Source organism: Rugamonas rubra (genome assembly GCF_900114705.1).
In the GTDB taxonomy this organism is placed as follows: domain Bacteria; phylum Pseudomonadota; class Gammaproteobacteria; order Burkholderiales; family Burkholderiaceae_D; genus Rugamonas; species Rugamonas rubra.
This window is the reverse complement of the sequence record NZ_FOTW01000021.1, coordinates 20,039-43,593: the sequence shown is the minus strand read 5'-3', so window position 1 is coordinate 43,593 and position 23,555 is coordinate 20,039. Positions and strand designations below refer to the sequence as shown.

23 protein-coding genes are annotated in these 23,555 nt (G+C 68.3%); 7 read left to right on the top strand and 16 right to left on the bottom strand.

Going from position 1 to position 23,555, the window contains the following annotated elements:
* Positions 1 to 179 precede the first annotated feature (179 nt).
* Entirely contained in the window at positions 180 to 1,811 is a 1,632-nt protein-coding gene (gene nadB / locus BM252_RS21015; protein ID WP_093389627.1) for an L-aspartate oxidase, read from the top strand.
* 8 nt (positions 1,812 to 1,819) lie between these two features.
* Positions 1,820 to 2,743: a GNAT family N-acetyltransferase gene (locus tag BM252_RS21010; RefSeq protein ID WP_093389626.1), complete on the top strand. Its 924-nt coding sequence runs from the start codon at positions 1,820 to 1,822 to the stop codon at positions 2,741 to 2,743.
* A gap of 90 nt (positions 2,744 to 2,833) precedes the next feature.
* On the opposite strand, the gene BM252_RS21005 is transcribed toward BM252_RS21010, so the two are convergent.
* From BM252_RS21005 to BM252_RS20985, 5 genes are all read right to left on the bottom strand, one after another.
* Entirely contained in the window at positions 2,834 to 3,577 is a 744-nt protein-coding gene (locus tag BM252_RS21005) for a substrate-binding periplasmic protein (RefSeq protein ID WP_245774366.1), read from the bottom strand.
* A 151-nt stretch (positions 3,578 to 3,728) separates the two neighbouring features.
* Positions 3,729 to 4,595 carry a carboxylating nicotinate-nucleotide diphosphorylase gene (nadC, locus tag BM252_RS21000; protein WP_093389625.1) on the bottom strand — a complete coding sequence of 289 codons (867 nt, stop codon included), beginning with the start codon at positions 4,593 to 4,595 and terminating at the stop codon, positions 3,729 to 3,731.
* Positions 4,592 to 5,725, bottom strand: a complete 1,134-nt coding sequence (gene nadA, locus BM252_RS20995) for a quinolinate synthase NadA (protein ID WP_093389624.1) — start codon at positions 5,723 to 5,725, stop codon at positions 4,592 to 4,594. The genes nadC and nadA overlap by 4 nt, the downstream gene beginning before the upstream one ends.
* Positions 5,726 to 5,852: 127 nt before the next feature.
* Positions 5,853 to 7,451, bottom strand: a complete 1,599-nt coding sequence (locus BM252_RS20990) for an ABC-F family ATPase (RefSeq protein WP_093389623.1) — start codon at positions 7,449 to 7,451, stop codon at positions 5,853 to 5,855.
* A gap of 81 nt (positions 7,452 to 7,532) precedes the next feature.
* Positions 7,533 to 8,096: a TetR/AcrR family transcriptional regulator gene (locus tag BM252_RS20985; RefSeq protein ID WP_174900608.1), complete on the bottom strand. Its 564-nt coding sequence runs from the start codon at positions 8,094 to 8,096 to the stop codon at positions 7,533 to 7,535.
* 175 nt (positions 8,097 to 8,271) lie between these two features.
* Here BM252_RS20985 and BM252_RS31140 point away from each other — a divergent pair, with 175 nt between their 5' ends.
* Positions 8,272 to 8,565, top strand: coding sequence for an antibiotic biosynthesis monooxygenase family protein (locus BM252_RS31140; RefSeq protein ID WP_174900607.1), 294 nt, complete (start codon positions 8,272 to 8,274; stop codon positions 8,563 to 8,565).
* 55 nt (positions 8,566 to 8,620) lie between these two features.
* On the opposite strand, the gene BM252_RS20975 is transcribed toward BM252_RS31140, so the two are convergent.
* From BM252_RS20975 to queE, 8 genes are all read right to left on the bottom strand, one after another.
* A complete protein-coding gene (locus BM252_RS20975; protein WP_093389621.1) occupies positions 8,621 to 9,220 on the bottom strand; it encodes a hypothetical protein in 600 nt (199 codons plus the stop codon).
* Between the two features lie 287 nt (positions 9,221 to 9,507).
* Positions 9,508 to 10,785: an NAD(P)/FAD-dependent oxidoreductase gene (locus BM252_RS20970; RefSeq protein ID WP_093389620.1), complete on the bottom strand. Its 1,278-nt coding sequence runs from the start codon at positions 10,783 to 10,785 to the stop codon at positions 9,508 to 9,510.
* A complete protein-coding gene (gene ldcA, locus BM252_RS20965) occupies positions 10,778 to 11,695 on the bottom strand; it encodes a muramoyltetrapeptide carboxypeptidase (RefSeq protein WP_093389720.1) in 918 nt (305 codons plus the stop codon). Before ldcA ends, BM252_RS20970 begins: the two co-directional genes overlap by 8 nt.
* A gap of 11 nt (positions 11,696 to 11,706) precedes the next feature.
* Entirely contained in the window at positions 11,707 to 12,657 is a 951-nt protein-coding gene (locus BM252_RS20960; protein WP_093389619.1) for an alpha/beta fold hydrolase, read from the bottom strand.
* Positions 12,658 to 12,668: 11 nt separating this feature from the next.
* Positions 12,669 to 13,481, bottom strand: a complete 813-nt coding sequence (locus BM252_RS20955; protein WP_093389618.1) for an esterase/lipase family protein — start codon at positions 13,479 to 13,481, stop codon at positions 12,669 to 12,671.
* A 74-nt stretch (positions 13,482 to 13,555) separates the two neighbouring features.
* Positions 13,556 to 14,194 (bottom strand): tRNA adenosine(34) deaminase TadA, encoded by a 639-nt coding sequence (gene tadA, locus BM252_RS20950; protein WP_093389719.1) that lies wholly within the window; start codon positions 14,192 to 14,194, stop codon positions 13,556 to 13,558.
* Positions 14,195 to 14,201: 7 nt separating this feature from the next.
* Positions 14,202 to 14,648 (bottom strand): 6-carboxytetrahydropterin synthase QueD, encoded by a 447-nt coding sequence (queD, locus tag BM252_RS20945; RefSeq protein ID WP_093389617.1) that lies wholly within the window; start codon positions 14,646 to 14,648, stop codon positions 14,202 to 14,204.
* 2 nt (positions 14,649 to 14,650) lie between these two features.
* The gene (gene queE / locus BM252_RS20940; protein ID WP_093389616.1) at positions 14,651 to 15,286 is read right to left on the bottom strand and encodes a 7-carboxy-7-deazaguanine synthase; all 636 of its coding nucleotides are present in this window, start codon (positions 15,284 to 15,286) and stop codon (positions 14,651 to 14,653) included.
* 237 nt (positions 15,287 to 15,523) lie between these two features.
* Here queE and BM252_RS20935 point away from each other — a divergent pair, with 237 nt between their 5' ends.
* Both BM252_RS20935 and BM252_RS20930 read left to right on the top strand, forming a co-directional pair.
* Positions 15,524 to 16,459 (top strand): sensor histidine kinase, encoded by a 936-nt coding sequence (locus tag BM252_RS20935; protein WP_093389615.1) that lies wholly within the window; start codon positions 15,524 to 15,526, stop codon positions 16,457 to 16,459.
* A 36-nt stretch (positions 16,460 to 16,495) separates the two neighbouring features.
* Positions 16,496 to 17,491 carry a sensor domain-containing diguanylate cyclase gene (locus BM252_RS20930; protein ID WP_093389614.1) on the top strand — a complete coding sequence of 332 codons (996 nt, stop codon included), beginning with the start codon at positions 16,496 to 16,498 and terminating at the stop codon, positions 17,489 to 17,491.
* A 5-nt stretch (positions 17,492 to 17,496) separates the two neighbouring features.
* Here BM252_RS20930 and BM252_RS20925 read toward each other — a convergent pair whose 3' ends face one another.
* A complete protein-coding gene (locus tag BM252_RS20925) occupies positions 17,497 to 19,218 on the bottom strand; it encodes a DUF4214 domain-containing protein (protein WP_093389718.1) in 1,722 nt (573 codons plus the stop codon).
* A gap of 164 nt (positions 19,219 to 19,382) precedes the next feature.
* On the opposite strand from BM252_RS20925, the gene BM252_RS20920 reads away from it, so the two are divergent.
* Complete coding sequence (locus BM252_RS20920) at positions 19,383 to 20,183, top strand: M16 family metallopeptidase (protein WP_281249375.1); 801 nt, start codon at positions 19,383 to 19,385, stop codon at positions 20,181 to 20,183.
* A gap of 186 nt (positions 20,184 to 20,369) precedes the next feature.
* On the opposite strand, the gene BM252_RS20915 is transcribed toward BM252_RS20920, so the two are convergent.
* On the bottom strand, positions 20,370 to 20,618 hold the full coding sequence (locus BM252_RS20915) for a hypothetical protein (protein ID WP_093389613.1): 249 nt from the start codon (positions 20,616 to 20,618) through the stop codon (positions 20,370 to 20,372).
* Between the two features lie 12 nt (positions 20,619 to 20,630).
* Positions 20,631 to 21,407, bottom strand: coding sequence for a DNA/RNA non-specific endonuclease (locus BM252_RS20910; RefSeq protein ID WP_093389612.1), 777 nt, complete (start codon positions 21,405 to 21,407; stop codon positions 20,631 to 20,633).
* Positions 21,408 to 21,623: 216 nt separating this feature from the next.
* Between BM252_RS20910 and BM252_RS20905 the strand changes: the two genes are divergently transcribed.
* Entirely contained in the window at positions 21,624 to 23,384 is a 1,761-nt protein-coding gene (locus BM252_RS20905; RefSeq protein ID WP_093389611.1) for a cation:proton antiporter domain-containing protein, read from the top strand.
* Positions 23,385 to 23,555: the final 171 nt, after the last annotated feature.

The following is a 23,555-nucleotide window of genomic DNA, read 5'->3' as shown; positions in this document are numbered from 1 at the left end:
CCTCCCCACCCCCGCCGGCCGGGGGTGCCTCCATCATGGCGGACTGATGCCGCCGGCGCCTTGAGGCGCCACAATGGCCACAACGCGCCAGATCAATACGCTGGCAAATCGCTCCTTGCATGACAGGCGCATGACAAATGGTCTATAGTCATGGATCTTTACAGACTTCATCCCACACCATGAAATTTGATGTTGCTATTGTCGGCAGCGGACTGGCCGGCCTGTCGGTCGCCCTGCACCTGGCCGAAACGCGCACGGTCGCGATCATTTCCAAGCGTGCCCTGCAGGACGGCGCCAGCAACTGGGCCCAGGGCGGCATCGCCGCCGTGCTCGACTCGGGCGACAGCCACGGCCAGCACATCGACGACACCCTGGTGGCCGGCGGCGGCCTGTGCGACGAGGGCGCCACCCGCTACATCGTCGAGGGCGGCCGCGAGGCGATCGAATGGCTGATCGCCCAGGGCGTGCCGTTCACCCGCGACGACACCGCCGAGCTCGGCTTCCACCTGACCCGCGAGGGCGGCCACAGCCAGCGCCGCATCATCCACGCCGCCGACGCCACCGGCCACGCCGTGCAGATGACGCTCGAGGAGAAGGTGCGCGCCCATCCGAACATCAGCCTGTTCGAGCACCACTGCGCGATCGACCTGATCACCTCCGACAAGCTGCAACTGTCCAAGGACGGCCGCCACACCCAGCCCAAGTGCCACGGCCTCTACGTGCAGGACGAGCAGAGCGGCCAGGTGCTCACCTTCGCCGCCGAGCACACCGTGCTGTGCACCGGCGGCGCCGGCAAGGTCTACCTGTACACCACCAACCCCGACACCGCCAGCGGCGACGGCATCGCCATGGCCTGGCGCGCCGGCTGCCGCGTCTCGAACATGGAGTTCATCCAGTTCCACCCGACCTGTTTGTACCACCCCTACGCCAAGTCCTTCCTGATCACCGAGGCGATCCGCGGCGAGGGCGGCCTGCTCAAGCTGCCGCCCGAGGCCGGCGCCGCCGCCGGCACCCGCTTCATGCTGGCCCACGACGAACGCGCCGAGCTGGCGCCGCGCGACGTGGTGGCGCGCGCCATCGACTTCGAGATCAAGAAGCGCGGCCTCGACTACGTCCACCTCGACATCAGCCACAAGCCGGCCGCCTTCCTGATCGAGCATTTCCCCACCATCTACGCCCGCTGCCTCGAACTGGGCATCGACATCACCAAGCAGCCGATCCCGATCGTGCCGGCCGCCCACTACACCTGCGGCGGCGTGGTCACCGACCTGGCCGGGCGCACCGACCTGCCCGGCCTGTACGCCGTCGGCGAGACCGCCTGCACCGGCCTGCACGGCGCCAACCGGCTGGCCAGCAACTCGCTGCTCGAATGCCTGGTGATCGGCCGCGCCTGCGCCACCGACATCGTCGCCAAGGAGAAGGCCGAGGTGCCCTACCTGCCCGACTGGGACGAGAGCCGCGTCACCGACGCCGACGAGGAGGTGGTCATCTCGCACAACTGGGACGAGCTGCGCCGCTTCATGTGGAACTACGTCGGCATCGTGCGCACCACCAAGCGGCTCGAGCGGGCCCAGCACCGCATCGCCCTGCTCAAGGAGGAGATCGACGAGTACTACCAGAACTTCCGCATCACCCACGACCTGCTCGAGCTGCGCAACCTGGTCGACGTCGCCTCGCTGATCGTCAACAGCGCGCTGCAGCGGCGCGAAAGCCGCGGCCTGCACTTCAGCCGCGACTATCCGGACACGCTGCCGAAGGCGCTGCCCAGCGTGCTGACGCCGAAGCGTCCGCCGCGCGCCGGCAAGCACTAGGGCGCCCGATGACGGCCCCGGTCAAGGCGCGGCTGCAGCCGCCAACGCTGGTGCAGGCCCAGCTCGACGCCTTCAACGCCCACGACGTCGACGCCCTGCTGGCCATCTACGCCGCCGACGCCAGCCTGTTCCAGCATCCCGACGAGCTGCTGGCCCGGGGCGCCGAGCAGATCGGCGCGCGCTTCCGCGCCCGCTTCGCCGCCGCCCGGCCGCGGGCGCGCCTGCTGCACCGCATCGCCATCGGCAACCACGTGATCGACCAGGAGATCGTCGACGCCTGGAGCGACGACGGCTGGAGCAGCACCGAGCTGGTCGCCAACTACGAGGTGCGCGACGGCCGCATCGCCCGCGCCTGGTTCATCAGCGGCTCGAGCACCACGCTGCGGCCGGCGCGGCGCGCCGACATTCCGCGCCTGGAGGCGCTGATCCGCCGTTCCGCCCTGGCCCTCAGCGCCGGCTACTACAGCGCCGCCCAGGCCGCGGCGGTGACCGAGCACGTGTTCGGCGTCGACACCCAGTTGATCGACGACCAAAGCTACTTCATCGTCGAACGCGACGGCGCCGCCGTCGCCTGCGGCGGCTGGAGCCGGCGCCGCACCCTGTTCGGCGCCGACCGCAGCAAGACCGGCCCCGATCCCCTGCTCGACCCGGAGCACGAGGCGGCCCGCATCCGCGCCTTCTTCGTCGCCCCCGAGGCCGCCCGCCAGGGCTTGGGCCGGCGCCTGCTCGCGCACTGCGAGCAGCAGGCCGGCGCCGCCGGTTTCCACGCGCTCGAGCTGGCCGGCACCATGCCCGGCGTGCCGCTCTACCTGGCCTGCGGCTTCGCCATGGTGGAGGAGTTCGAGATCGCCCTGCCCGGCGACATCCGCGTGCCGCTGGCGCGCATGCGCAAGGCCATCGCGCCGCACGCCCCGCACATCCCCGCCGCCTGAGGCCAGAGGCCCGCGCGCCGCAACGCAAGCCCGCTACAAGGGCAGGCGCCAGCCGCGCCGCCTGCCCTTGCACGGCCGGCCGGATGCGCGCTACGGCGTGTTGACGTCGAGCCGCTGGCCGAGCTTTTTCAGCGTGCCGGCGTCGACCATGGCGTTGAAGGCGGCGTCGAAGCCGGCGCGCAGCGCCGCGTGGCCGGCATCGCGCGGAAAGGCGAAGTAGCCGTCCTGTACTTCGATCGCCGGCAGCATCGGGCTGACCCGGTCCGCCAGACCCAGCGCGGCCACCACCGGCTCGGCGTTGCGGCGGTTGGTGGCGAACAAGTCGACCCGGTGTAGGCTGAGCATCTTCAGGCCGCTCTCGACCGAGTTGGCCACGCTGACCCGCAGTCCGCCGCGCGCCGCGCCAAAGCGCTCGCCGTAGGCCCAGCCGTTGAGGATGACGATGCGACGGTCCTTCAGCGCGCGGTAGTCGCCGTGCCATTCGACCTCGTTCTCGTTATGGTGGTAGAACACCATCTGGTCCCGGTAGAAGGGGCGCTGCGAGAACGCCATCGCGACCAGCCGTTCGGGTGTCTTGTAGGGGCCGACGAGGATGTCGGCCTGGCCCTGGCTGACCATGGCCTGGGCGCGCGGCCAGGGATAGATCTCGAAGCGCACCGTATCGTTGAGCTGGCGCGCCACCAGCCGCACCAGCTCGGCGCCGATACCGCTGAATTGGCCGTTGGCGCCGCGCTCGTAGACGCGCTCGAAATGCGCCCCCACCACCAGCCACTCGCGCGCCACGGCCGGCGCGCAAGCCATCGTCCAGGCCGCCAGCGCGATGCCTGCGCGCAAACAGAAACGGCTGTGCCGGCGCGCCGGCAATCGAGCAGAATTCAAGGTCACCCCAGGGATGGTGTTGCCAACAGGAACGTACTACCGATGCGCCATGATAAGCCTATCGGCGCCCCGGCGCGACGGCGGCCGGCCGCGTCCGCCGTCAGCCTCAGCCGACGATGCGCAGCGAGTAGTCGGTGGCGCGGACGTCCTTGGTCAGGCTGCCGATCGAGATGCGGTCGACGCCGGTCTCGGCGATCGCCCGCACGGTGTCGAAGTTGATCCCGCCGGAAGCCTCCAGCAAGGCGCGGCCGGCGTTCAGCTTGACCGCCGCGCGCATCTGCTCGGTGCTGAAGTTGTCCAGCAGGATGGAGGTGGCGTCGGCCGCCAGCGCCTCCTCCAGCTCGGCCAAGGTTTCCACCTCGACCTGGATGGTCACGCCCGCCTCCAGCCGCTTGGCGGCGAGCACCGCCGCCGTCACGCCGCCGGCCGCCGCGATGTGGTTCTCCTTGATCAGGATGCCGTCGTACAGCGCCAGGCGCTGGTTCTGTCCGCCGCCGACCCGCACCGCGTACTTCTGCGCCAAGCGCAGGCCGGGCAAGGTCTTGCGCGTGTCCAGGATCGCCGCCGAGGTGCCCTCGACCACGTCGACATAGCGCCGCGTCGCCGTCGCCACGCCCGACAGCAGCTGCAGGAAGTTCAGCGCGCTGCGCTCGGCCGTCAACAGCGCGCGCGCCGGACCCTCGATGGTGCAGACCAGGCTGTCGGCGGCCATGCGCTCGCCCTCGGCGTAGTGCCAATCGATGCCGATGCTGGCGTCCAGGCAGTGCATCACGCCCTCGAACCAGGGCGCGCCGCACAACACGGCGTCCTCGCGCACGATGACGCGGGCTTGCGCCCGGCCGCCGGCCGGCACCAGCTTGCCGGTCAGGTCGCCGTTGCCGACATCCTCCAGCAGCGCCGCCAGCAGATTGGCCTGGAAGGCGGAGGTCAGCGCCGCGTCGAACGGCGCGAATGCGTTGCGCAGGGTACTCATGCTGGACCTATTCCCGAAAACAGTTTAGCTTCTTGCGCCAGGTCGGCGCCCGGTTGTACTTTGGCCTTCTTGGCGGCGGCGAAATCGAGCATGCGCTTGATCGAACGCACCGCCAGTTGCCCGACCCGGGGATCGACCTGGATCTCGTTGTTCATGTTCTGCAGCACGTCGGCCAGGTTCTGCAGGCCGTTCATCGCCATCCACGGGCAATGCGCGCAGCTCTTGCAGGTGGCGCTGTTGCCGGCGGTGGGCGCCTCGATGAAGCGCTTGCCCGGCGCGGCGGCGCGCATCTTGTGCAGGATGCCGTTGTCGGTGGCGACGATGAAGGTGTCGGCGTCCATTTCGACGGCGGCGGCAATCATCTGCGAGGTCGAGCCGACCATGTCGGCCTGCGCCACCACGTTGGCCGGCGACTCCGGATGCACCAGCACCTTGGCGTTCGGATACTCGGCCTTCAGCAGGTCCAGTTCGACGCCCTTGAACTCGTCGTGCACCAGGCAGGAACCCTGCCACAGCAGCATGTCGGCGCCGGTCTGCTGCTGGATGTAGGAGCCCAGGTGCTTGTCCGGTGCCCAGAGGATTTTTTTGCCCTGCGCGTGCAGGTGGGCCACGATGTCCAGGCCGATCGACGAGGTCACCATCCAGTCGGCGCGCGCCTTCACGGCCGCGCTGGTGTTGGCGTATACCACCACCGTGCGGTCCGGATGGGCGTCGCAGAAGGCGGTGAACTCGTCGGCCGGGCAACCCAGGTCGAGCGAGCAGGTGGCGTCCAGGTCGGGCATCAGGATGCGCTTTTCCGGACTCAGGATCTTGGCGGTCTCGCCCATGAAGCGCACGCCGGCCACCACCAGGGTCTTGGCGGCGTGGTCGCGGCCGAAGCGGGCCATTTCCAGCGAGTCGGAGACGCAGCCGCCGGTTTCCTCGGCCAGGTCCTGCAGGTCGGCGTCGACATAGTAGTGGGCCACCAAAACGGCCTCGCGCTCCTTGAGCAGGCGCTTGATGCGTTCCTTGAGGGCGGTTTTTTCGGCGGGCGAAGGTGTCGCCGGCGTGCGCGCCCAGGCGTGGGCGGTGCAGCTGGCGCCGTCTTGAGGATGTTCGTACTCGACGGACTTGATCGGTAAAGTTTGCATGGTGTTCGGTAACGTGTTGGCGACGTACAGAGGACCTACACTATCGCACATTGCGGCGGTTTCCGCCCGCGCCGGCGCCAAGCGGCAGGTGCTGCCGCCGGCGCCGGCGCGGACTGGGCGGCGCGACTTAGTCGATGCCCTGGCTGGTCAGGTAGTCTTCGTAGTTGCCACGGAAATCGATGATCTCGTTTTCCTTGATCTCGATGATGCGGTTGGCCAGCGAGGAGACGAATTCGCGGTCGTGCGAGACGAAGATCAGGGTGCCGGCATATTTTTCCAGCGCCACGTTGAGCGACTCGATCGATTCCATGTCCATGTGGTTGGTCGGCTCGTCGAGCATCAGCACGTTGTGGCGGCCCAGCATCAGCTTGCCGTACATCATGCGGCCCTTCTCGCCGCCGGACAAGACCTTGACCGATTTCTTCACCTCGTCGCCGCCGAACAGCAGGCGGCCCAAGATCGAGCGCACGGCCTGGTCGTCGTCGCCCTCCTTGGTCCACTGGCCGATCCAGTCGGTCAGGATGGCGCCGTCGGCGAACTCCTCGGTCGGGTCCTGCGGCATGTAGCCGACGTTGGCGTTCTCGGCCCACTTGACGCGGCCCTGGTCCGGCTGCAGCTTGGCGGCGTCGCCGGCGATGCAGCGCAGCATGGTGGTCTTGCCGACGCCGTTGGCGCCGATGATGGCGATGCGTTCGCCGGCCTCGACCATGATGCTGAAGTTCTTGAACAGCTGGCGGTCGTAGGCCTTCGAAATGTTCTCGACCTCAACGGCCAAACGGTGCAGCTTCTTCTCGCCCTCGAAGCGGACGAAGGGGTAGGCGCGCGACGACGGCTTGATGTCGTCGACCTTGATCTTCTCGATCTGCTTGGCGCGCGAGGTGGCCTGGCGGGCCTTGGACTTGTTGGCGGCGAAGCGGCGCACGAAGTCCTGCAGCTCGGCAACCTTCTCCTTGGCCTTGGCGTTGTTCGACAGCAGCTGGTTGCGCGCCTGGGTCGAGGCGAACATGTACTCGTCGTAGTTGCCCGGGTAGATCTTCAAGGTGCCGTAGTCCATGTCGGCGACGTGGGTGCAGACCTGGTTGAGGAAGTGGCGATCGTGCGAAATGATGATCATGGTGGAGTTGCGCTCGTTGAGCACGTCCTCCAGCCAGCGAATCGTGTTGATGTCCAGATTGTTGGTCGGCTCGTCGAGCAGCAGGATGTCCGGGTTGGAGAACAGCGCCTGGGCCAGCAGCACGCGCAGCTTCCAACCGGGCGAGACGTTGCTCATCGGACCCTGGTGCAGGTCGATGGCCACGCCGGCGCCCAGCAGCAGCTCGCCGGCGCGCGATTCGGCCGTGTAGCCGTCGTACTCGGCCACTTTGCCCTCGAGGTCGGCGGCGGCCATGTAGTCGTCGTCGGTCGCCTCGGGGTTGGCGTAGATGGCGTCGCGCTGTTGCATCGCCGCCCACATCTCGGTGTGGCCCATCATCACCACGTCGAGCACGCGCATCTCTTCGAAGGCGAACTGGTCCTGGCGCAGCTTGCCCAGGCGCTCGTTGGTGTCCAACATCACGTTGCCGCCCGACGGATCCAGATCGCCACCGAGGATCTTCATGAAGGTGGACTTGCCGCAGCCGTTGGCGCCGATCAGGCCGTAGCGGTTGCCATCGCCGAACTTGACGGAGATGTTTTCGAACAGCGGCTTGGCGCCGAACTGCATAGTGATGTTGGCTGTAGAGAGCATTGTTGTACTTTACCGAATGAAATCATGCTGTTAAGCGGAAAGGCGACATTATACAGCACCGCCCACCCCTCCACAGAGGAATCAGGGACGCAGCAACAGCCGTTCGACGGCGGCGATCTGCGCTTCAGTATAGGCTTGTTGGCGCGGATCGCGGGTCAACAACTCGCCCATCGCCCAGGCGTAGGTCATGCGCGCGCGCAGCGCCGCCTCGTCCGCCGCGAAACCCAGGGCGACCAGCAGCTCGGCCAGAAAGCCCAGGCGCCGCTCGTGCACGCGGCGCAGCACGCCGGTCAGCTCGGGCAGGCGCGCCTCCAGGCTGTGGATGGCCTCGTACAGCCGCACGTCCAGCTCGCCCACCTTGCGCAGCAGAAAGCGCAATTTCTCCGCCGCCCCGCCGGCGCATTGCTGCACCGCCAGGATGACCTGCTCGGTGGCGCGCGCCTCCCAGCGCTCCACCACCGCCAGCATGAACGCGCCGGCGCTGTCGAAGTGCCAGTAGAAGCTGCCCCGGCTGACACCCAGGCGCTTGCACAGCGGCTCGGCCTTCAGGGCCTGCGGCCCCTCTTCGCGCAGCACGGTCAGGCCGAAGTCGAGCCAATCCTCGCGCGACAGACGTTGTTTCCCGGCAGGGACCTGGGCTTGCATGGCGACTCCAAAGACAAGGAAGGGATTCGGGCCGGGAATTATAGCCGATGCCTTAGCTGTTGCAAGCCAGGCAAGTAGCACGTATAGTAAACCATACATACTGTACGGAAGAGTGTTCAGGATGCCCGTGCCGGCGCACCGCCGGCACGGTTCAATAGCCACAATGGAGAAGTCTATGTTCGCACGCGTCACCCACGTCCAAGCCAAGCCGGGCAAACTCGATGAAGTTGTCGCCCTGTATCAGGAATCCGTCATTCCCCTGCTCGCGCAGCAGGACGGCTTCCACAGCACCTTCCTGCTGACCGACCCGGCCAGCGGCAAGGGCATGTCGATCACCCTGTGGAACTCGGACGCCGCCCGCCTGGCCGGCGACAGCAACGGTTTCCTGCTGCAACAAGTGATGAAGGTGGTGCCCCTGCTGGCGGCGCCGCCGATTCCAGAAGGCTATGTCGCCCTTGGCGCGGCCTAAGACTTCAATTGTTGCACGCGGCACACGAAACCAACCGGGCTGGGCGCGCGCCGCCTCAGTCCTCCATGCAGGCGTCGATCATGTGGTCGTCATGGCGTCGATGCTTGGGCTGGCGCCGGTTGAACTGCTGCGCGGTCTGGTGGTTGGCCTGCTCGACCAGCAGCAAGGCGCTTTTCAAGGTGTCGCTCATGCATCGTGCGGCGGCCGTCATCGCCTCCATCGGCGAATTGGGCTTGGCCGCCAGACGGCGCCGCTGCTCGTTGCGCAGTTCGGTGGCCGGCCGCCAGTGCTGGTCGGCGGGGCGCTTCACCCATAGATCGCGCCAGGCGTTGCGGCCCTTGCCGCCGACCTCCAAGGCCATTTGATGGGGCGACACGCTGTAGCCCCGATAGAACAGCTCGTCATCGCGCACGCTGGCGTATTCCCAGGCATCCTGGTAGAACATGCGCAATTGGCTGCCGTGTGGCAAGAACAGGCATTTCCACTGATAGCCGCGCGGCGGCTCGCTGGCTTTCTGCTGCGTGTCCATCCACAGCTTGAGCGCGTGCACCACCGCCTCGGTCGGCGACAGCGTGCTGCCGCAGTGGCGCAGAAAACTGCTCAACTCCGCGAGCGCGGCGTTGGGGATGGCCGCACAGACCTCTCGCTCTTCCATGCTCTTTCTCCTGTTGGATTTGTCTCTTTTTGTCTCTTCCTGTCTGTTAGACCGGGCGCTCGCCGCCGAGTTCAAAAAAGACGAAAAAAGACAGGAAGAGTAGGGCGAAAGAGTACGAAAGAGCGAGAGGACTGGGAGCGACATCGGCACCACCTATTCGGCGGCGCCGCAGTAATTTTCTCAGCGGAATTGAGGCGTGGCAAAGGGGGCCATTTTCCCGCACTCCGCAGTGGCTTTTCCGTTGACGCGGCGACGTCCACGCCCGCCTATCGCGGCCAGCCCGCTTACTACTGCCGCATCCAGTCGCGCAGCTCGTAGTACCAATAAGTGAGCTGGGCGGCCAGCAGGCCGGCCGGGCCGCCAGTACTGGGCAGGCCCCACTGCGCGAACTGCGCCAGCGGCGCGCCGTCGCCCAGGATGGCGCGCGCCAGCACCTCGCCCGACAAGGTGGTCGGCGCCACGCCGTGGCCGCCGAAGCCCATGCCGTACCAGATACCCTCCGGTAGACGGCCCAGCTGCGGCATCTTGTGGCGGCCGTAGCTCATCATGCCGCTCCAGGCGTAGTCGACCCGCGCGCCGGCCAGTTGCGGATACACCTTCAGCATGTCGCCATACAGCAGGCGCGCCACCTCCGGCGCCGAGCGCTCGCGGATCGAAATGCGGCCGCCCCACAGCAGCCGCGTGTCGTTCAAGGGGCGGTAGTAGTCGAAGGCGAAGCGGGTGTCGTAGATCGCCGCCTGGGTCGCCATCGCCGTCGGCAGGCGCTGGCCCAGCGGCTCGGTCACCATCACATAGGTGGCGATCGGCAGGATCGCCCCGGCCAGCTTGGGATACAGCTTCTCGATGTAGCCGCCGCAGCACACCACCACCTCGCGCGCCCTCACCTCGCCCTGCGCCGTGGCGACGCGCCAGCCGGCGCCGTCGCGCTCGATGCTGGTGGCGCGGCTGTCCTCGCGCACGCGCGCGCCGCCGTCCACCAGCGCGCGCGCCAGGCCCTGGGCATACTTGAGCGGATGGAAATGGAAGGCGTTGGCTTCGAACAGCGCGCCGAAATAGCGCTCGCTGCGCGCCAACTCGGCGAAGTCGGCGCGGCCCACATGCTGCCACTCGACGCCCAGTTGCTCCGCCATGAAGCGGCGCTGCTGGTCCAAAATGCGGTCGTCGTCGAACCAGTTGGCCAGATAGATGCCGGCGTTGGTCGCCTCGCAGGCTATGGCGTAGCGCTCGATACGCCGGCGTATCAGCTCCACCGCGTCCAGCGTCAACCGGTATAGCTGCTTGCCGCCGGCCGCGCCAGCCGCCGCCAGCAGCCCTTGCTCGCCGAGCGAAAAGCCGCCGAAGACAAAGCCGCCGTTGCGCCCGGAGGCGCCGTGGCCCACCGTTCGCGCCTCCAGCAGCAGCACATTGCGCTCGCCGCGTTCCAGCAAGGCGAGCGCCGTGGACAGGCCGGCGAAGCCGCCGCCGATCACGCAGATCGCCGCCTCCTCCGTGCCGGACAAGGCCGTGTACCGCGCGCCACCGGCGGTGGCGCGGTAGTAGCTTTGCTCCGGCGCGGAATCAGCCATGCGCCAGCGTGGGATAGTCGCTGATGCGCAGGTCGAAGCCCTCGGTGTCGGACACCAAGTGCCCCATGCCGCCATACGGCAGCGTGGCGCGCTCCTTGATGTGGCCGAACGGCAGTCCGCTCAGCACCGGGATCGGCAGGCGTTCGCGCAGATAGGCCAGCATGGCGTCGAAGTCGTAGCCGTTGTCGGCCGGCGTCAAACGGTAGTTGGAGATGTCGCCCAACAGCAGCGCCTGTTGGCCGTCCAGCGCGCCGGCGTACAGCAGTTGCAGCACCATGCGCTCGATGCGGTAGGGATGCTCGTTGATGTCCTCGACGAAGACGATGCCGCCCTCGATGGGCGCGAAGTACGGCGTGCCGAGCAGGTGCACCAGCATCGACAGGTTGCCGCCCCACAGCTTGCCGCGCACCTCGACCAGCGGATTGCCGGCCGCCGTGCCGCGCACCTGGTGCTGCGGCCCGCGCAGGCAGTCCCAGAACTGCTTCAAGGTGTACTCGACCGGCTCCTCGCGGATGAAGTCGTCGCACATCATCGGACCGGCGAAGCTGACGCGGCCGGTCTCCTTCATCAGGCCCATGTGGAAGGCGGTGAAGTCGCTGTAGCCGACGAACAGCTTGCCGCTGTCGGCCATGGCGCGGAAGTCGATCTGCGGCAGGATGCGGCTGATGCCGTACTGGCCGCGCAGCGCGATGACGATCTGCGCCTGCGGGTCGGCGGCGGCGGCGTTCAACTGCGCCAGCCGGCCGGCGTCGCTGCCGGCGAAGCGTTGGAATTTCTCTGCGGGGTCGTAGTAGTTGTGGACCCGGAAGCCCTGCGCCTCAAGGCGGCCGATGCCCATCTCCAGTGCCGCCTGGTCCTGCGCGTAGCCGCCCGGTGCGGCGATGGCGATGCCGATGTTGGATGTGCTCAAAAATGTCTCGATCAAAGGTGGATGTCGCGTCCTCCGGTGGGCGCCTGCGCCGCCGGGGTTCTGGCCTGCGGCTCCATCTTACCGTGCAGGTGGCCGTCGATCAAGGCGAGCAGGCGCTCGATCAACTGCGGCGGCAGGTCGTGGCCCATGCCCTCGATGATGTGCAGGCGGGCGCCGGCGATGGCCTGCGCGGTGTCGACGCCGCAGGCCACCGGCACCAGCGGATCGGCGGCGCCGTGGATCACCAGCGCCGGGCAGGCGATGCGCCGCAGCAGCGGCGTGCGGTCGCCGTCGGCGACGATGGCCACCATCTGCCGCGCCACGCCGGCCGGATACACGCTGCGCTCGAGCGAACGCTCGATCAGCGCGCGCAGCTGGCGCTGCGGCGTCGGAAAGGCCGGGCTGCCGATGACGCGGAACACCGCCGCCATGTGCTCGATCACCTGTTCGCGCCCGGCCGGGCTGGCCGGCCGGCGCAGCATCGCCGCGCGCGCCGCGCCGCTCGGCCCGGGCAGGCCGCGCCGGCCGCTGCTCGACATGATCGAGGTCAGGCTCAAGGTGCGCTCGGCGAAGCGGGCGGCGAAGATCTGCGCGATCATGCCGCCCATCGAGGCGCCGACCACGTGCGCCCGCGCCACGCCGAGCGCGTCGAGCAGGCCGCGCGCGTCGTGCGCCATGTCGGCCAGCGTATAGGCCGGCCGCTGCGGCCAGCCGACCAGCTTCTTCAAATAGGCCAGCGGCAGATTGGGCGGCTTGAACTGGTCGAACTTGCCCGACAGGCCGCTGTCGCGGTTGTCGAAGCGGATCACGAAGCAGCCCTGTTCGACCAGGCCGTCGACAAAGTCGTCCGGCCACGAGGTCAACTGCATGCCCAGTCCCATGACCAGCAACACCGGCGTGTCGCGCGGATCGCCGCTGGTCTCGTAGACGATGCGGATGCCGTTTGCCTGCACGCTTGCCATTGCCGCCCTCCTCAATACCAGCCGAACAGCGCGCCCGGCGCGGACGCCCGCTGCGGATCGCGGAACAGCAGCCTCTTGATGCCTTCCTGCGGCGCCTGGTGGAAGCGGCGCCAGGCGCCCTCCGGCTGGGCCAGGCGGTCGGCCACGGCGTACAGCGCGACGGGATTGGCGCCCATGCCGAAATGGCTGGCGTGCACCTCGATGTTCTCCGACAGCGCCGTCTCCTCCTCCAGGCTGCACTGCCAGGCCACCACGCCGTCGCTGCGGCTGAAGATCGAGGTGGTCGGCACGGCGGGACGCTGGCGCAGGGCGGCGAAGCGGGCGGCGTCCAGGTCGCGGTCGCCGGAGATCAGCTGGTAGACGCGCCAGGCGTTGGTGCCGCCCGGGCCGGCGCCGAAGGGGGCGCCCAGCGTGACCACGCTGCGCGTGTCGTCGGGCAGCATCTTGGCGATCTCGCGGGCGTACACGCCGCCCAGGCTCCAGCCGACCAGGCTGACCTTGCGGCCGCTGTCGGCGCGCAGCCGGCGCACCCGCTCGACGCAGGCCTCCAGCACGCCGGGCCGGGGGCCGACGTTCAGGCCCTGCTCCCAGGCGTGCACGGCGAAGCCCTGCGCCGCCAGGAAGCGGCGCAATGGCAGCGTGCTCAGGTCGCCTGCGGCCAGGCCGGGGAACACCAGCACCGGATGGCCGTCGCCGCGCGGCGCCTTGCGCATCAAGGGATAGCCGGCCAAGCCGGCGGCCAGCTCCCACGGCGCGCGCAGCTCCAGCGCCATGCGCAGCGGGCCGGGCGCGGCCGGCGTGTTCAACTCATTGGTATCGCTCATTTTGGGTGCCATCGACGCTCCTGAACAGTGGTGTCGAGCATACCATTTTTGCCGCGCGCTCGGCGGCCGTCGGGCTAGACCGCCGCGCTGTCGTCGTTTGGGGTTGCGGCGGCGTCCAAGGCGTCGACCGGGTTGACCGCGCCAACCGCCTTGGTGGCATTGGCCACGCGGCGCGCCTCGGCGGCGGCGGCGCGGCGCGCCGCGAAGAAGCTCTTCAGCATGGCGCCGCACTCGTCGGCCAGCACGCCGCCGACCGCCTCGGCGTGGTGGTTCAGTTGGCTCGGCTCGAACAGGTTGAGCACCGAGCCGCACACGCCGGTCTTCGGATCGCTGGCGCCGAACACCACCCGCGCCAGGCGCGCGTGCATCATCGCGCCCGAGCACATCAGGCAGGGCTCCAGCGTCACATACAACTCGCAGCCGGGCAGGCGGTAGTTGCCCAGCGCCTCGGCGGCGGCGCGCAGCGCGACGATCTCGGCGTGCGCCGTCGGGTCGTGCTTGTCGATCGGCTGGTTGTAGCCGCGCGCGATGACCACGCCATCCTTGACCACCACCGCGCCGACCGGCACCTCGCCCAGCTTCCACGCGTGCCGCGCCTGCTCGAGCGCCTCGCGCATGAAGGCCTGCTCCCGCGGCGTGGCCCGGTAGGGTTCGAGCGCACTGGTCGCCAACGGCGCCGCCGGCTCGGCGGCGGACGCCGCCGCCACGCGCATCTCCATCTCAGGCATCGGTGATCTCGGCCCAGCAGTTCGGCGTCTCGTGCAGCACCAGCTTATGCAGGTGCAAGCCGGTGCCGAAGCGGTCCTTGTAGGCCGCCTTGAGGATGTCGAAGGCGATCCGCGCCAGGTTTTCCACCGTCGGGATGCGGTCGATGGTGACCGTCTTGTGGCCCGGCAGCGTGGCCAGGAAGTCGCGCACCACGGCGTCCTTCTCGTAGACCAGGAAGGCGTGGTCCCAGACGTCGACCAGGTGCTCCTTGGCCAGCGCCTTGATGTCGGAGAAGTCCATGATCATGCCGTTGTCGGAGTTGCCCTCGACCGAGATGACCTCGCCGGTCAGCGTGATCTCCAGCGTGTAGCGGTGGCCGTGCAGGTTGCGGCACTGGCTCTTGTGGTCGGGGATCCGGTGGCCGGCGTCGAATTCAAGCTTGCGTGTGATGGTCAGCATGGTTAGGGTATCTGTAATAGTTTGTGGGTTTGCAGGCTCAGTTTCCAGGTCGGATTGCGCTTGCAGGTCTCGATCGCCAGGGTGGTGTTGAACGCGGCCAGCGGCCCGTCCATCGGCTGCACGAAGAAATGCTCGAAGCGCAGGCCCTCGTAGGCCGCCAGGTCCTGTCCCGCCTGCGGCACCACGACCTTGATCTCGTCGCCCTGGCGCACCACCAGGGTGGCGCCCATCTTCGGGCTGACGCAGACCCAGTCGACGCCGGGCGGCACCGGCAGCGTGCCGTTGGTCTCGATGGCGATCTCGAAGCCGGCCGCGTGCAGCGCCGCGATCAGCGCCGCGTCCAGTTGCAGCAGCGGCTCGCCGCCGGTGAAGACGACATATTTGTTGGCCGGATAGGCGGCCGGCCACAGCCCGTCGATGCGCGCGGCCAGCGCCGCCGGCGTGGCGAACTTGCCGCCGCCGTCGCCGTCGGTGCCGACGAAGTCGGTGTCGCAGAACTGGCAGACGGCCGTGGCGCGGTCGCTTTCGCGGCCGCTCCACAGGTTGCAGCCGGAAAAGCGGCAGAACACGGCCGGCCGCCCGGCGTGGGCGCCCTCGCCCTGCAGCGTGTAGAAACTCTCTTTGATGCTATAAGTCACGGTGATTCCTGGTAGCGGGTCGGCCCGCGCGAACACGCAAAAGCCGATTGACAACCCTCTATTATAAGCTGCGCCGGCCGGCGGCAGGGAAGCGGCGCATTTTCACCACAGCCGGGGCCGCCAAACGGCGCGCCCGCCGGCGTGTTTGATTTCGCGCAATGCTGCCAAAAAGCAATCACGCTATGGTCACACAGAGGACGGCGCTCCGTCCCCGCGCCCACACCGGGAGATGCCATCATGACAGCCATCGCGCACGCGACAGTTCCGGCCCGCGCCGCCGCCCTCCTCGCCGCCGCCAGCCACGCCGCCCAGGCCGCCCAGGCCGCCGCGCCGGCGGCGCCGGCCGGCGCGCCGCCGGCGCTCGGCGCCCTGCTGCTGGGCGCCGCCGGCGCCCTGCTGGTGGCCGCCCTGGCCCTGCTGTGGCGCCGGCGCCGCGACGACGGCCGGCTGGCGGCGCTGCGCGCCAAGCTGGCCCACGAGCTGCACTGCCGCGCCGTCGCCGAGCAGGCCCTGCGCGCCGCCCACAGCCAGCGGCGCCAGCAGGCCGCGCTGCCCGAGCGCATCCGGGACGGCGAACGGCGGCGCATCGCCCGCGACATCCACGACGACCTCGGCCAGAACCTGCTGACGCTCAAGCTCGAGCTGTCCGCGCTGCGCCAGGCCTGCGCCGGCCAGGCGCCGTTGCTGGCCCAGCTCGAGCGCATCGAGCGCCACCTCGAGCTGAGCATCCAGTCGATGCGCGCCATCGTCGACGAGCTCAGCCCGCTGGGCCTGGAGGCCGGCCTGGCGACGGCGCTGCGGCGCCAGGTGAGCGAGTTCAGCCGCCTGAGCGGCATCGACTGCCAGCTGCAGGCCGACGCGGCGGCGCTCGAGGCGGCGCCCGACGACCAGCGCGACGCCATGCTCTACCGCGTGCTGCAGGAGTCGCTGTCGAACATCGTGCGCCACGCCCGCGCCACCCAGGTGCACATCGCGCTGGGCCGCCAGGCGCGCAGCCTGACCATGACGGTCAGCGACAACGGCACCGGCATGCCCGGCGCGCCGGCCCGCGGCCTGCTCGGCATGCAACAGCGCGTCACCCAGGCCGGCGGCCAGTTCAACATCGCCAGCCGGCCCGGCCAGGGCACCGCGCTGTCGCTGTCGCTGCCGCTGGCCGAGGCGGGCGCCCACTGAGCCGGGCCGGCGGCCCGCCCACCACGAGGATCGAGAATGAACAACAGCCAGAAGGCCCAGCACCTGATGCCGCCCGCGCCGGCCGAGCAGCCGCACGGCTTCGCCCTGAAGCTGATGGAGCTGCTGGTGGTGCCGACCTTCGTCATCGACACCGACTGCCGCGTGCTGATCTGGAACCGCGCCTGCGAGCGCCTGACCGGGGTGCCGGCCGCCGAGGTGCTGGGCACGCGCGAACACTGGCGCAGCTTCTACCAGGAGCGCCGGCCGACCCTGGCCGACCTGGTGGCGCAGGGCCGCAGCGGCGAGATCCACAGCAGGTACGACCGCCAGGCCCACCGCAGCGAGGGCGGCGACAACCTGTGCGCCGAGACCTGGTGCGACATGCCGCGCATCGGCCGGCGCCGCTACCTGGCGGTCGACGCCAGCCCGATCTTCGGCGCCGACGGCAAGCTGATGGCCGTCGTCGAGACGCTGCGCGACATGACCGACGAGAAGACCGCCCAGGTGGCGCTGCAGCACCTGGCCACGCGCGACGGCCTGACCGGCCTGGCCAACCGGCGCTGCTTCGACGAGACCCTGCTGGCCGAGTGGCAGCGCGCCACCCGCCAGCGCCAGCCGCTGTCGCTGCTGATGGTCGACGTCGACAACTTCAAACAGTACAACGACGCCTACGGCCACCTGGGCGGCGACCAGTGCCTGCAGCGCATCGCCGGCGCGGTGGCCGGCGAGATGCGCGCCAACGACCTGGTGGCGCGCTACGGCGGCGAGGAGTTCGCCGTGATCCTGCCCAACCAGTCGCTGAAGGGCGCCGCCATCGTCGCCGAGCGGGTGCGCCAGCGCGTCGAGCAGCTGCACCTGCCCAACCTGGGCAGCGCGCAGCACGTGGTGACGGTGAGCATAGGCGCGGCCACCGCGCTGGCGGCGCCCGACACCGAGCCCTGCCAGCTGGTGGCCACCGCCGACGCCGCCCTGTACCGCGCCAAGCACATGGGGCGCAACCGCATCAGCCTGCCCGTGATGGCGGGCCGCTGAGCGCCCTAGCCGTGGTAGGGCTGGAAGAAGAAGCCGTTGTTGATCGTGCCGATCAAGGCCGCCTGGTTCTCCGGCGACTCGGAGAAGTCGCGCAGCACCTCGGCCTGCGTGGCGCCGCGGTTCAATCCGTCCACATAGAACTTCAGGCCGCCGTCGTCGGGCAGGCGGTGCAGCACGTTGGCGTAGACCTGCTTGACGAAACCGGTGTTGTCGAGCTTGCCGTAGGTGGTTTGGAACTCCGGGCTCTCGACGAAGGCGCGCGCCACCCCGGTCAGGTCGGCGCCCTTGTCGAGCTGGGCCAGCCAGAAGCCCAGGCCGCCCGGGTCGGGCGCCCGGTTGAAGGCCGCCTGGTACAGCCGGTAGGCCTGGCCGCCGGTGCCGCCGCTGTCGAGCGCCACCGCGCCGTCCTGGAACTCGAGGCGCTCGACGCCGTACAGGGTGTCGCTGCCGCCGGCGCCGCTCTTGTCGACGACGCGGAAGCCGCTGCCGACCCGGCTCACCGCGACGCCGTCGTGCGCGCCGCCGTAGCGGGCCGTGTCGCGGCCGGCGCCGCCGACGATGGTGTCGTCGCCGGCCCGGGCGGCCAGCGTGTCGCTGAGCGCGCCGCCGGCCACCACCGTGGCCAGTTCGATACTGGCATCCAGGAAATCGACAACCTCGACACTGACCAGATAATCGCTGCCGTCGCCATCGACCTGCCAGTTGGTGCCCTTCTGAATGAAGATGTAGTCGGCCACATCGTCGTAGAACACCACATGGTCCCGGCCGGCGCCGCCATTGAAGTGATCGTTGCCGTAGCCGCCGTAGATGAAGTCGTTGCCGCCCCCCGCGCTGATGTAGTTGCCATCCTCGTTGGTGTAGATCGCGTCGTCGTCGGCGCTGCCGATGGCGTCGTTGATGTTGACGCCGTAGGCGATCGACACGTTGTTCAATTCGTTGTTGGTGGAACTGAACTTGCCGGGCCTCAGGTCGATAGTCGAGCCGCCATGGCAGGCGGAGAAGTCGAAGGTGTTGTTACCGCCGGCGTCGTAGACGCAGTGCGCGGCGGCGTCGTCGACGAACTTGTATTTATCGTCCAAGCGCCCGGTGGCGGTATTGGCGCCGTACAGGTACTGGATCGCCTGGATGTCGTACAGCATCGGCGTGCTGGCGTACTTGCCGGTCACGGCGGCGCTGTCGCCGTCGGTGTACGACATGATGGTGTAGTCGGTGTTGTCGGTGCTGGTCGGCAGGTAGACGTGGCCGGGTTCGGTGTTGCCCAGCACGTCGTAGTTGCCCGGATGGGTCAGGCCCAGGTTGTGGCCGATCTCGTGGATCAAGGTCATCGCGCCGTAGGAGCCGGTGGAGAAGTCGTTGTTGCTGGCCGAATGGTTGTTCAGGTACAGCGACAAGGTCGGCGTGCGCGACCCATGCGGCATATAGGCGTAGGCGCCGCTCTTGAGCGCGGTCTGGTCGTTGGTGCCGAACAGCAGGTCGGTGGCGCTCGATTCGCCCGTCTCCATGAAGTGCACATTGGCCACCGCCGACCAGGTCGCCAGCGCGACGCGCACGGCGGCCTGTTGCGCCGCGTTCATCGGCACGAAACCGTTGGCGTCGGTCGCGTCGGCCGAATCCGGCAACTTGGTCATGAAGCTGTAGAACAAAGTCGCCGAACTGTGCGCCGAATTGTTCCAGCTGTTGTAGACCAGGGCGTCGATCGAATTGATTCCAGTAGTAGGCAGCGTCATGACGGCATCCATAAATGAAGTTTCCACATGGTAACATATATTGCATGAAACCAGTGGTCAGTGTTGGCAAATACATCAACAAATCGGCGCCGGGAGTTCGCTAGGAATTATGCACCAGATAACCTGTTCTTGCGCCGTGCCCGCCAACGCGCCGGCGCACCTCCATTCAACAGTGCGAGGTCGAGCCGGGCAAGTCCGGCTTCGTCCACTTCTTCGAGCACATGATGTTCCGCGGCACCAGGGACTACCCGCCCGGGAAGTACCAGGCCGTCATCACCAAGGCCGGCGCGCGGCAGAACGCCCACACCAGCGACGACCTGACCAACTACCACACCACCTTCGCCAAGCAGGACCTGGAGGCCGTGCTCAAGGTCGAGGCCGACCGCGTCCAGCACCCGTCCTACGGCGAGGACGCCTTCAAGACCGAAGCGCGCGCCGTGCTCGGCGAATACAACAAGAATAGCGCGAATCCACAGTCCACGCTGTTCGAGGCGATGCGCGACGCCGCCTTCGGCCGCACCTCGCCGCGGTACAAACGACTCGTGCAGGACGAGCAAAAAGTGGACCAGCTCTACGACTACACTCCGGGAAGGGTCGATCCGACCCTGGCCACCATCGGTGCCCGTGTAAAGAAAATCGACGACGCGGTGTATGTCCGCGACGCCATCCTGCGCACCGTCGCCCAACTGCGCAGCAGCCCGGTCGGCGCGCAGAACCTGGCCGACGCCAAGTCGGCGCTCAAATACGGCCCGATCCGCTCGCTCGACAACACCGGGCAGATCGCCATCTCCTTCGGCCTGCCGCTCAGCGTGCCCCGCCGCCACCCGGACTTCCCGGCCCTGTGGCTGGCCAAGACCTGGCTGGGCGAGCACCGCGCCTCCAGCGCCCACCTATACCAGCGCATGCGCGAGCTGCGCGGCATGAGCTACGGCGACTACGCCTACATCGAGGCCTTCGCCGAGTAGGTCCAGCCGAGATCGCAGCTGCTTTGACAGAACCCACAGGCGCAAGCCTGGGGTCAGACCCCTCGGGGTCTGACCCCGGCTCCACGCCCTGGGGTGGTTCTATAGCCGCCAGCACCTTGGCACAGCGGCATCATAGCCAGTCCCATGGTCGGCGTTTTCCTTTCAGCACCTCGGTGTTACGGTTTTTCAATCGAAGGGATTGGCGACCGTGCTCACGGCCGGCGGCGCCAGCTTGGCCGGCAACTCGGTCTGCTCCAGCTTGGCCAGCACATCGCCCAGCAAGCGGTGCAGGGCGCGGGCGTGGGCCAGGCCCGCCTGGTCCATCGTCAAGTCCACGTCGCCGCTCAGGGTGACGCGGTCGACGCGGTTTTCCACCATCAACTTGCCGATGTTGAGCACATCGGCCTCGTTGGCATACGGTACGAATTGATGCATGCTGCCCTCCCCTTAGCGCTTGGCCTTGCGTTGCCGAATATTCGGCAGGCGCAACACGGTGTCCTTCTGCTGCGCAGACAAGGACGGTAACAGATTGATGCCGATCTTGCTTTCCAGTTCGGCGATGCTCAGCACCTGGTAGTCGGTGGTCGACTTGTTCTCGATGAAGAAGGCGGCGCCGGCGCGCTGGCGCGGGCTGTACACCACCTTGTACAAATGGCTGGGCACCAACACCTTGCCGATCTTTTGCAGCTTGCCGCCGATGAAGGCCGGCCCGGTGATCACGTACAGGTCGCCCTCCTTGAGCGCCATCTTGCGCACCGCGCCCTCGATGCCGGCCCAGATGTGGCGGTTGTTGTCGCCGTCCTGCGGCACCATGTTGGCCAGCGTGAAACTCTGGTGCTGGCTGGCGCGGTCCGGCATGTCGCCGTTGGGCGCCATGTGGCCCCGGTCGAAGCCGCTGCGGGCGTAGTCCGACAACTCGGCGCGCTGGCCGGCCGGCAACTGCGGCTCGGCGTGGAAGGAGTTCTCCCGCGATAGGTCCTGCGCGGCGGCAAGGTTGTCCGCCGTCAAATGCTCGGCCGACCACAGCGGCGTGCGCGTCAGGCCCGAATGCATGACGCCGAACACGCCGTAGCACAGCTCGGTCGTGGCGGCGGCCATCTTTTGGTTGTGGATCTCGGGCAGGCGGCCGCCGACGTAGTGGGCCGGGCAGTCGCCGGCGGCGGCCAAGCCGGCCGCCAGCAGGCCGCACGCCAACAAGGCGGCGGCGATGGTTTTTTGCATCATAAGTCCCTGGATGTCGCGTTGATGGTGGGCGCGGCCTGTTGATTCAGGCCAACGCAGCGGCATTCTAAGGGACACTAGTCATTTGCAACAAACCCCGCGCGATTGAATCGGCCGCCGCGCCGGCCCCGGTTTCGCCACGAGCGGTCCGAATAGTGGATGTTCCCGCGCCGCGGTTACCGTACAATACAGCTCGCCGGTATCCAACGAGGGCAATCCATGCAAGAGCAACACAGCGCCATGCCCTACCTCAGGGAGATCCTGCTGTTCCTGACGCTCGCCGGGGTGCTGATCCCCCTGCTGCAGCGCTGGAGGATCAACCAGGTGCTGGCCTTCCTGGCCGTCGGCGCCGTGCTCGGCCCCTTCGGCCTGGCCTTGTGGTTGACGGAAATGCCCTGGCTCGGCTACCTCACCTTCCCCCGCCTGGAGGGTGTGGTCGCGCTGGCCGATTTGGGCGTGCTCTTCCTCATGTTCATGATCGGCCTGGAGTTGTCGGCCGAGCGCCTGTGGTCCCTGCGGCGCTGGGTCTTCGGGCTCGGCACCGCGCAGGTGCTGGCCAGCGCCTCGATCATCGGCGCCATCGCCTACCTGTTCGGCAACACCGTCCAGGCCGCCGTGGTGCTCGGCTTCGTCCTGTCGCTGTCGTCCACCGCCGTCGTCGTGCAATTGCTCAACGAGCGCCGCTCGATGGCCAGCCCGCTCGGCCAGGCCAGCTTCTCCATCCTGATGCTGCAGGATCTGGCCGTGGTGCCGCTGCTGATCCTGATCGGCGTGCTGGCGCACGGCCAGACCGAGGGCCTGGCCTGGCTGGTGTCGCTGACCCTGCTCAAGTCGATCGGCGCCATCGTCCTGATCTACCTGCTCGGCCGGCGCCTGGTGCGCCCGCTGTTCCGCGCCATGGTCAAGCAGGGCCAACCGGATGTGTTCATGGCGCTCACCCTGCTCAGCACGCTCGGCATCGCCGGCCTGACCGCGCTGGCCGGCCTGTCGATGGCGCTGGGCGCCCTGCTGGCCGGCCTGCTGCTGGCCGAAACCGAGTTCAAGCACGAGGTCGAGATCACCATCGAGCCGTTCAAGGGACTGCTGATGGGGCTGTTCTTCATGTCGGTCGGCATGTCGATCGATGTCCGCGAGGTGCTCCATTCGCCGCTGTGGATCCCCGCCTCGGTGCTCGGGCTGTTCGCCATCAAGGCGCTGGTGGTGGCGCTGCTGTTCCGCCTCGGCGGCCTGAACTGGGGCCGCTCAATGGAAGGCGGGCTGCTGCTCGGCCAGGGCGGCGAGTTCGCCTTCATCGTCGTCGGCTATGCCACGGCGAGCAAGCTGCTCGACGCCGAGCTCGGCCAGTTCATCCTGCTGGTGGTCGGCCTAAGCCTGTGCGTGACGCCGCTGGCGGCGAAGATCGGCGGGCTGATCGGCGACAAATGGGACCTGCGCCAGCAGTTGGCGCAACATGGGGCGGCGCTCGACGCCGGCGCGCTGGCGGCGGCGCGCGGCGGCGTCATCATCGCCGGCTTCGGCCGGGTCGGCCAGTTGTTGGCGCAGATGTTGACCACACAACAGATCGGCTACATCGCCTTCGAGCACGACGCCGCGCTGGTGACGCGGCTGCACTCGGCCGGCCTGCCGGTCCATTTCGGCGACGCCGCCCGCGCCGAACTGCTGCGCAAGGCGCACGCCGACCAGGCCGCCGCCATCGTGCTCACCATGGACCACCCGGCCGCCACCCTCAACGCGGTGCGCGGCATCCGCCGCGAGCTGCCCTCGATTCCCATCTTCGCCCGCTCCCGCGATGAACAGCACGCGCTCGCCCTGATGCGGGCCGGCGCCACCACCGTCATCCCGGAAACGCTGGAGGCCAGCCTGCAGCTGTCGGCCTTCGTGCTGCAAACGATGGGCGTGGCCGACGCCACGGCGGCGCAAGCGATGCAGCGCGAGCGCGACCGCCACCTCGCCGCCCTGGAACAAGGTCGGGCCGGCTGACGCCGCCCGTGCCGGGGCCGCCGGGCGTCGCGCGCGGCCGACATATTTGCCGTTTTCGTCCGACTTTGCCTTGCACGCTCTTGCCGTCCGGTATGATGTGTTATTCATAAAAAATTCTGGGGCATGGTTTGCGTTTTCCCGTCGTCAGGCAACAAGTCAAACCGGCCCTGC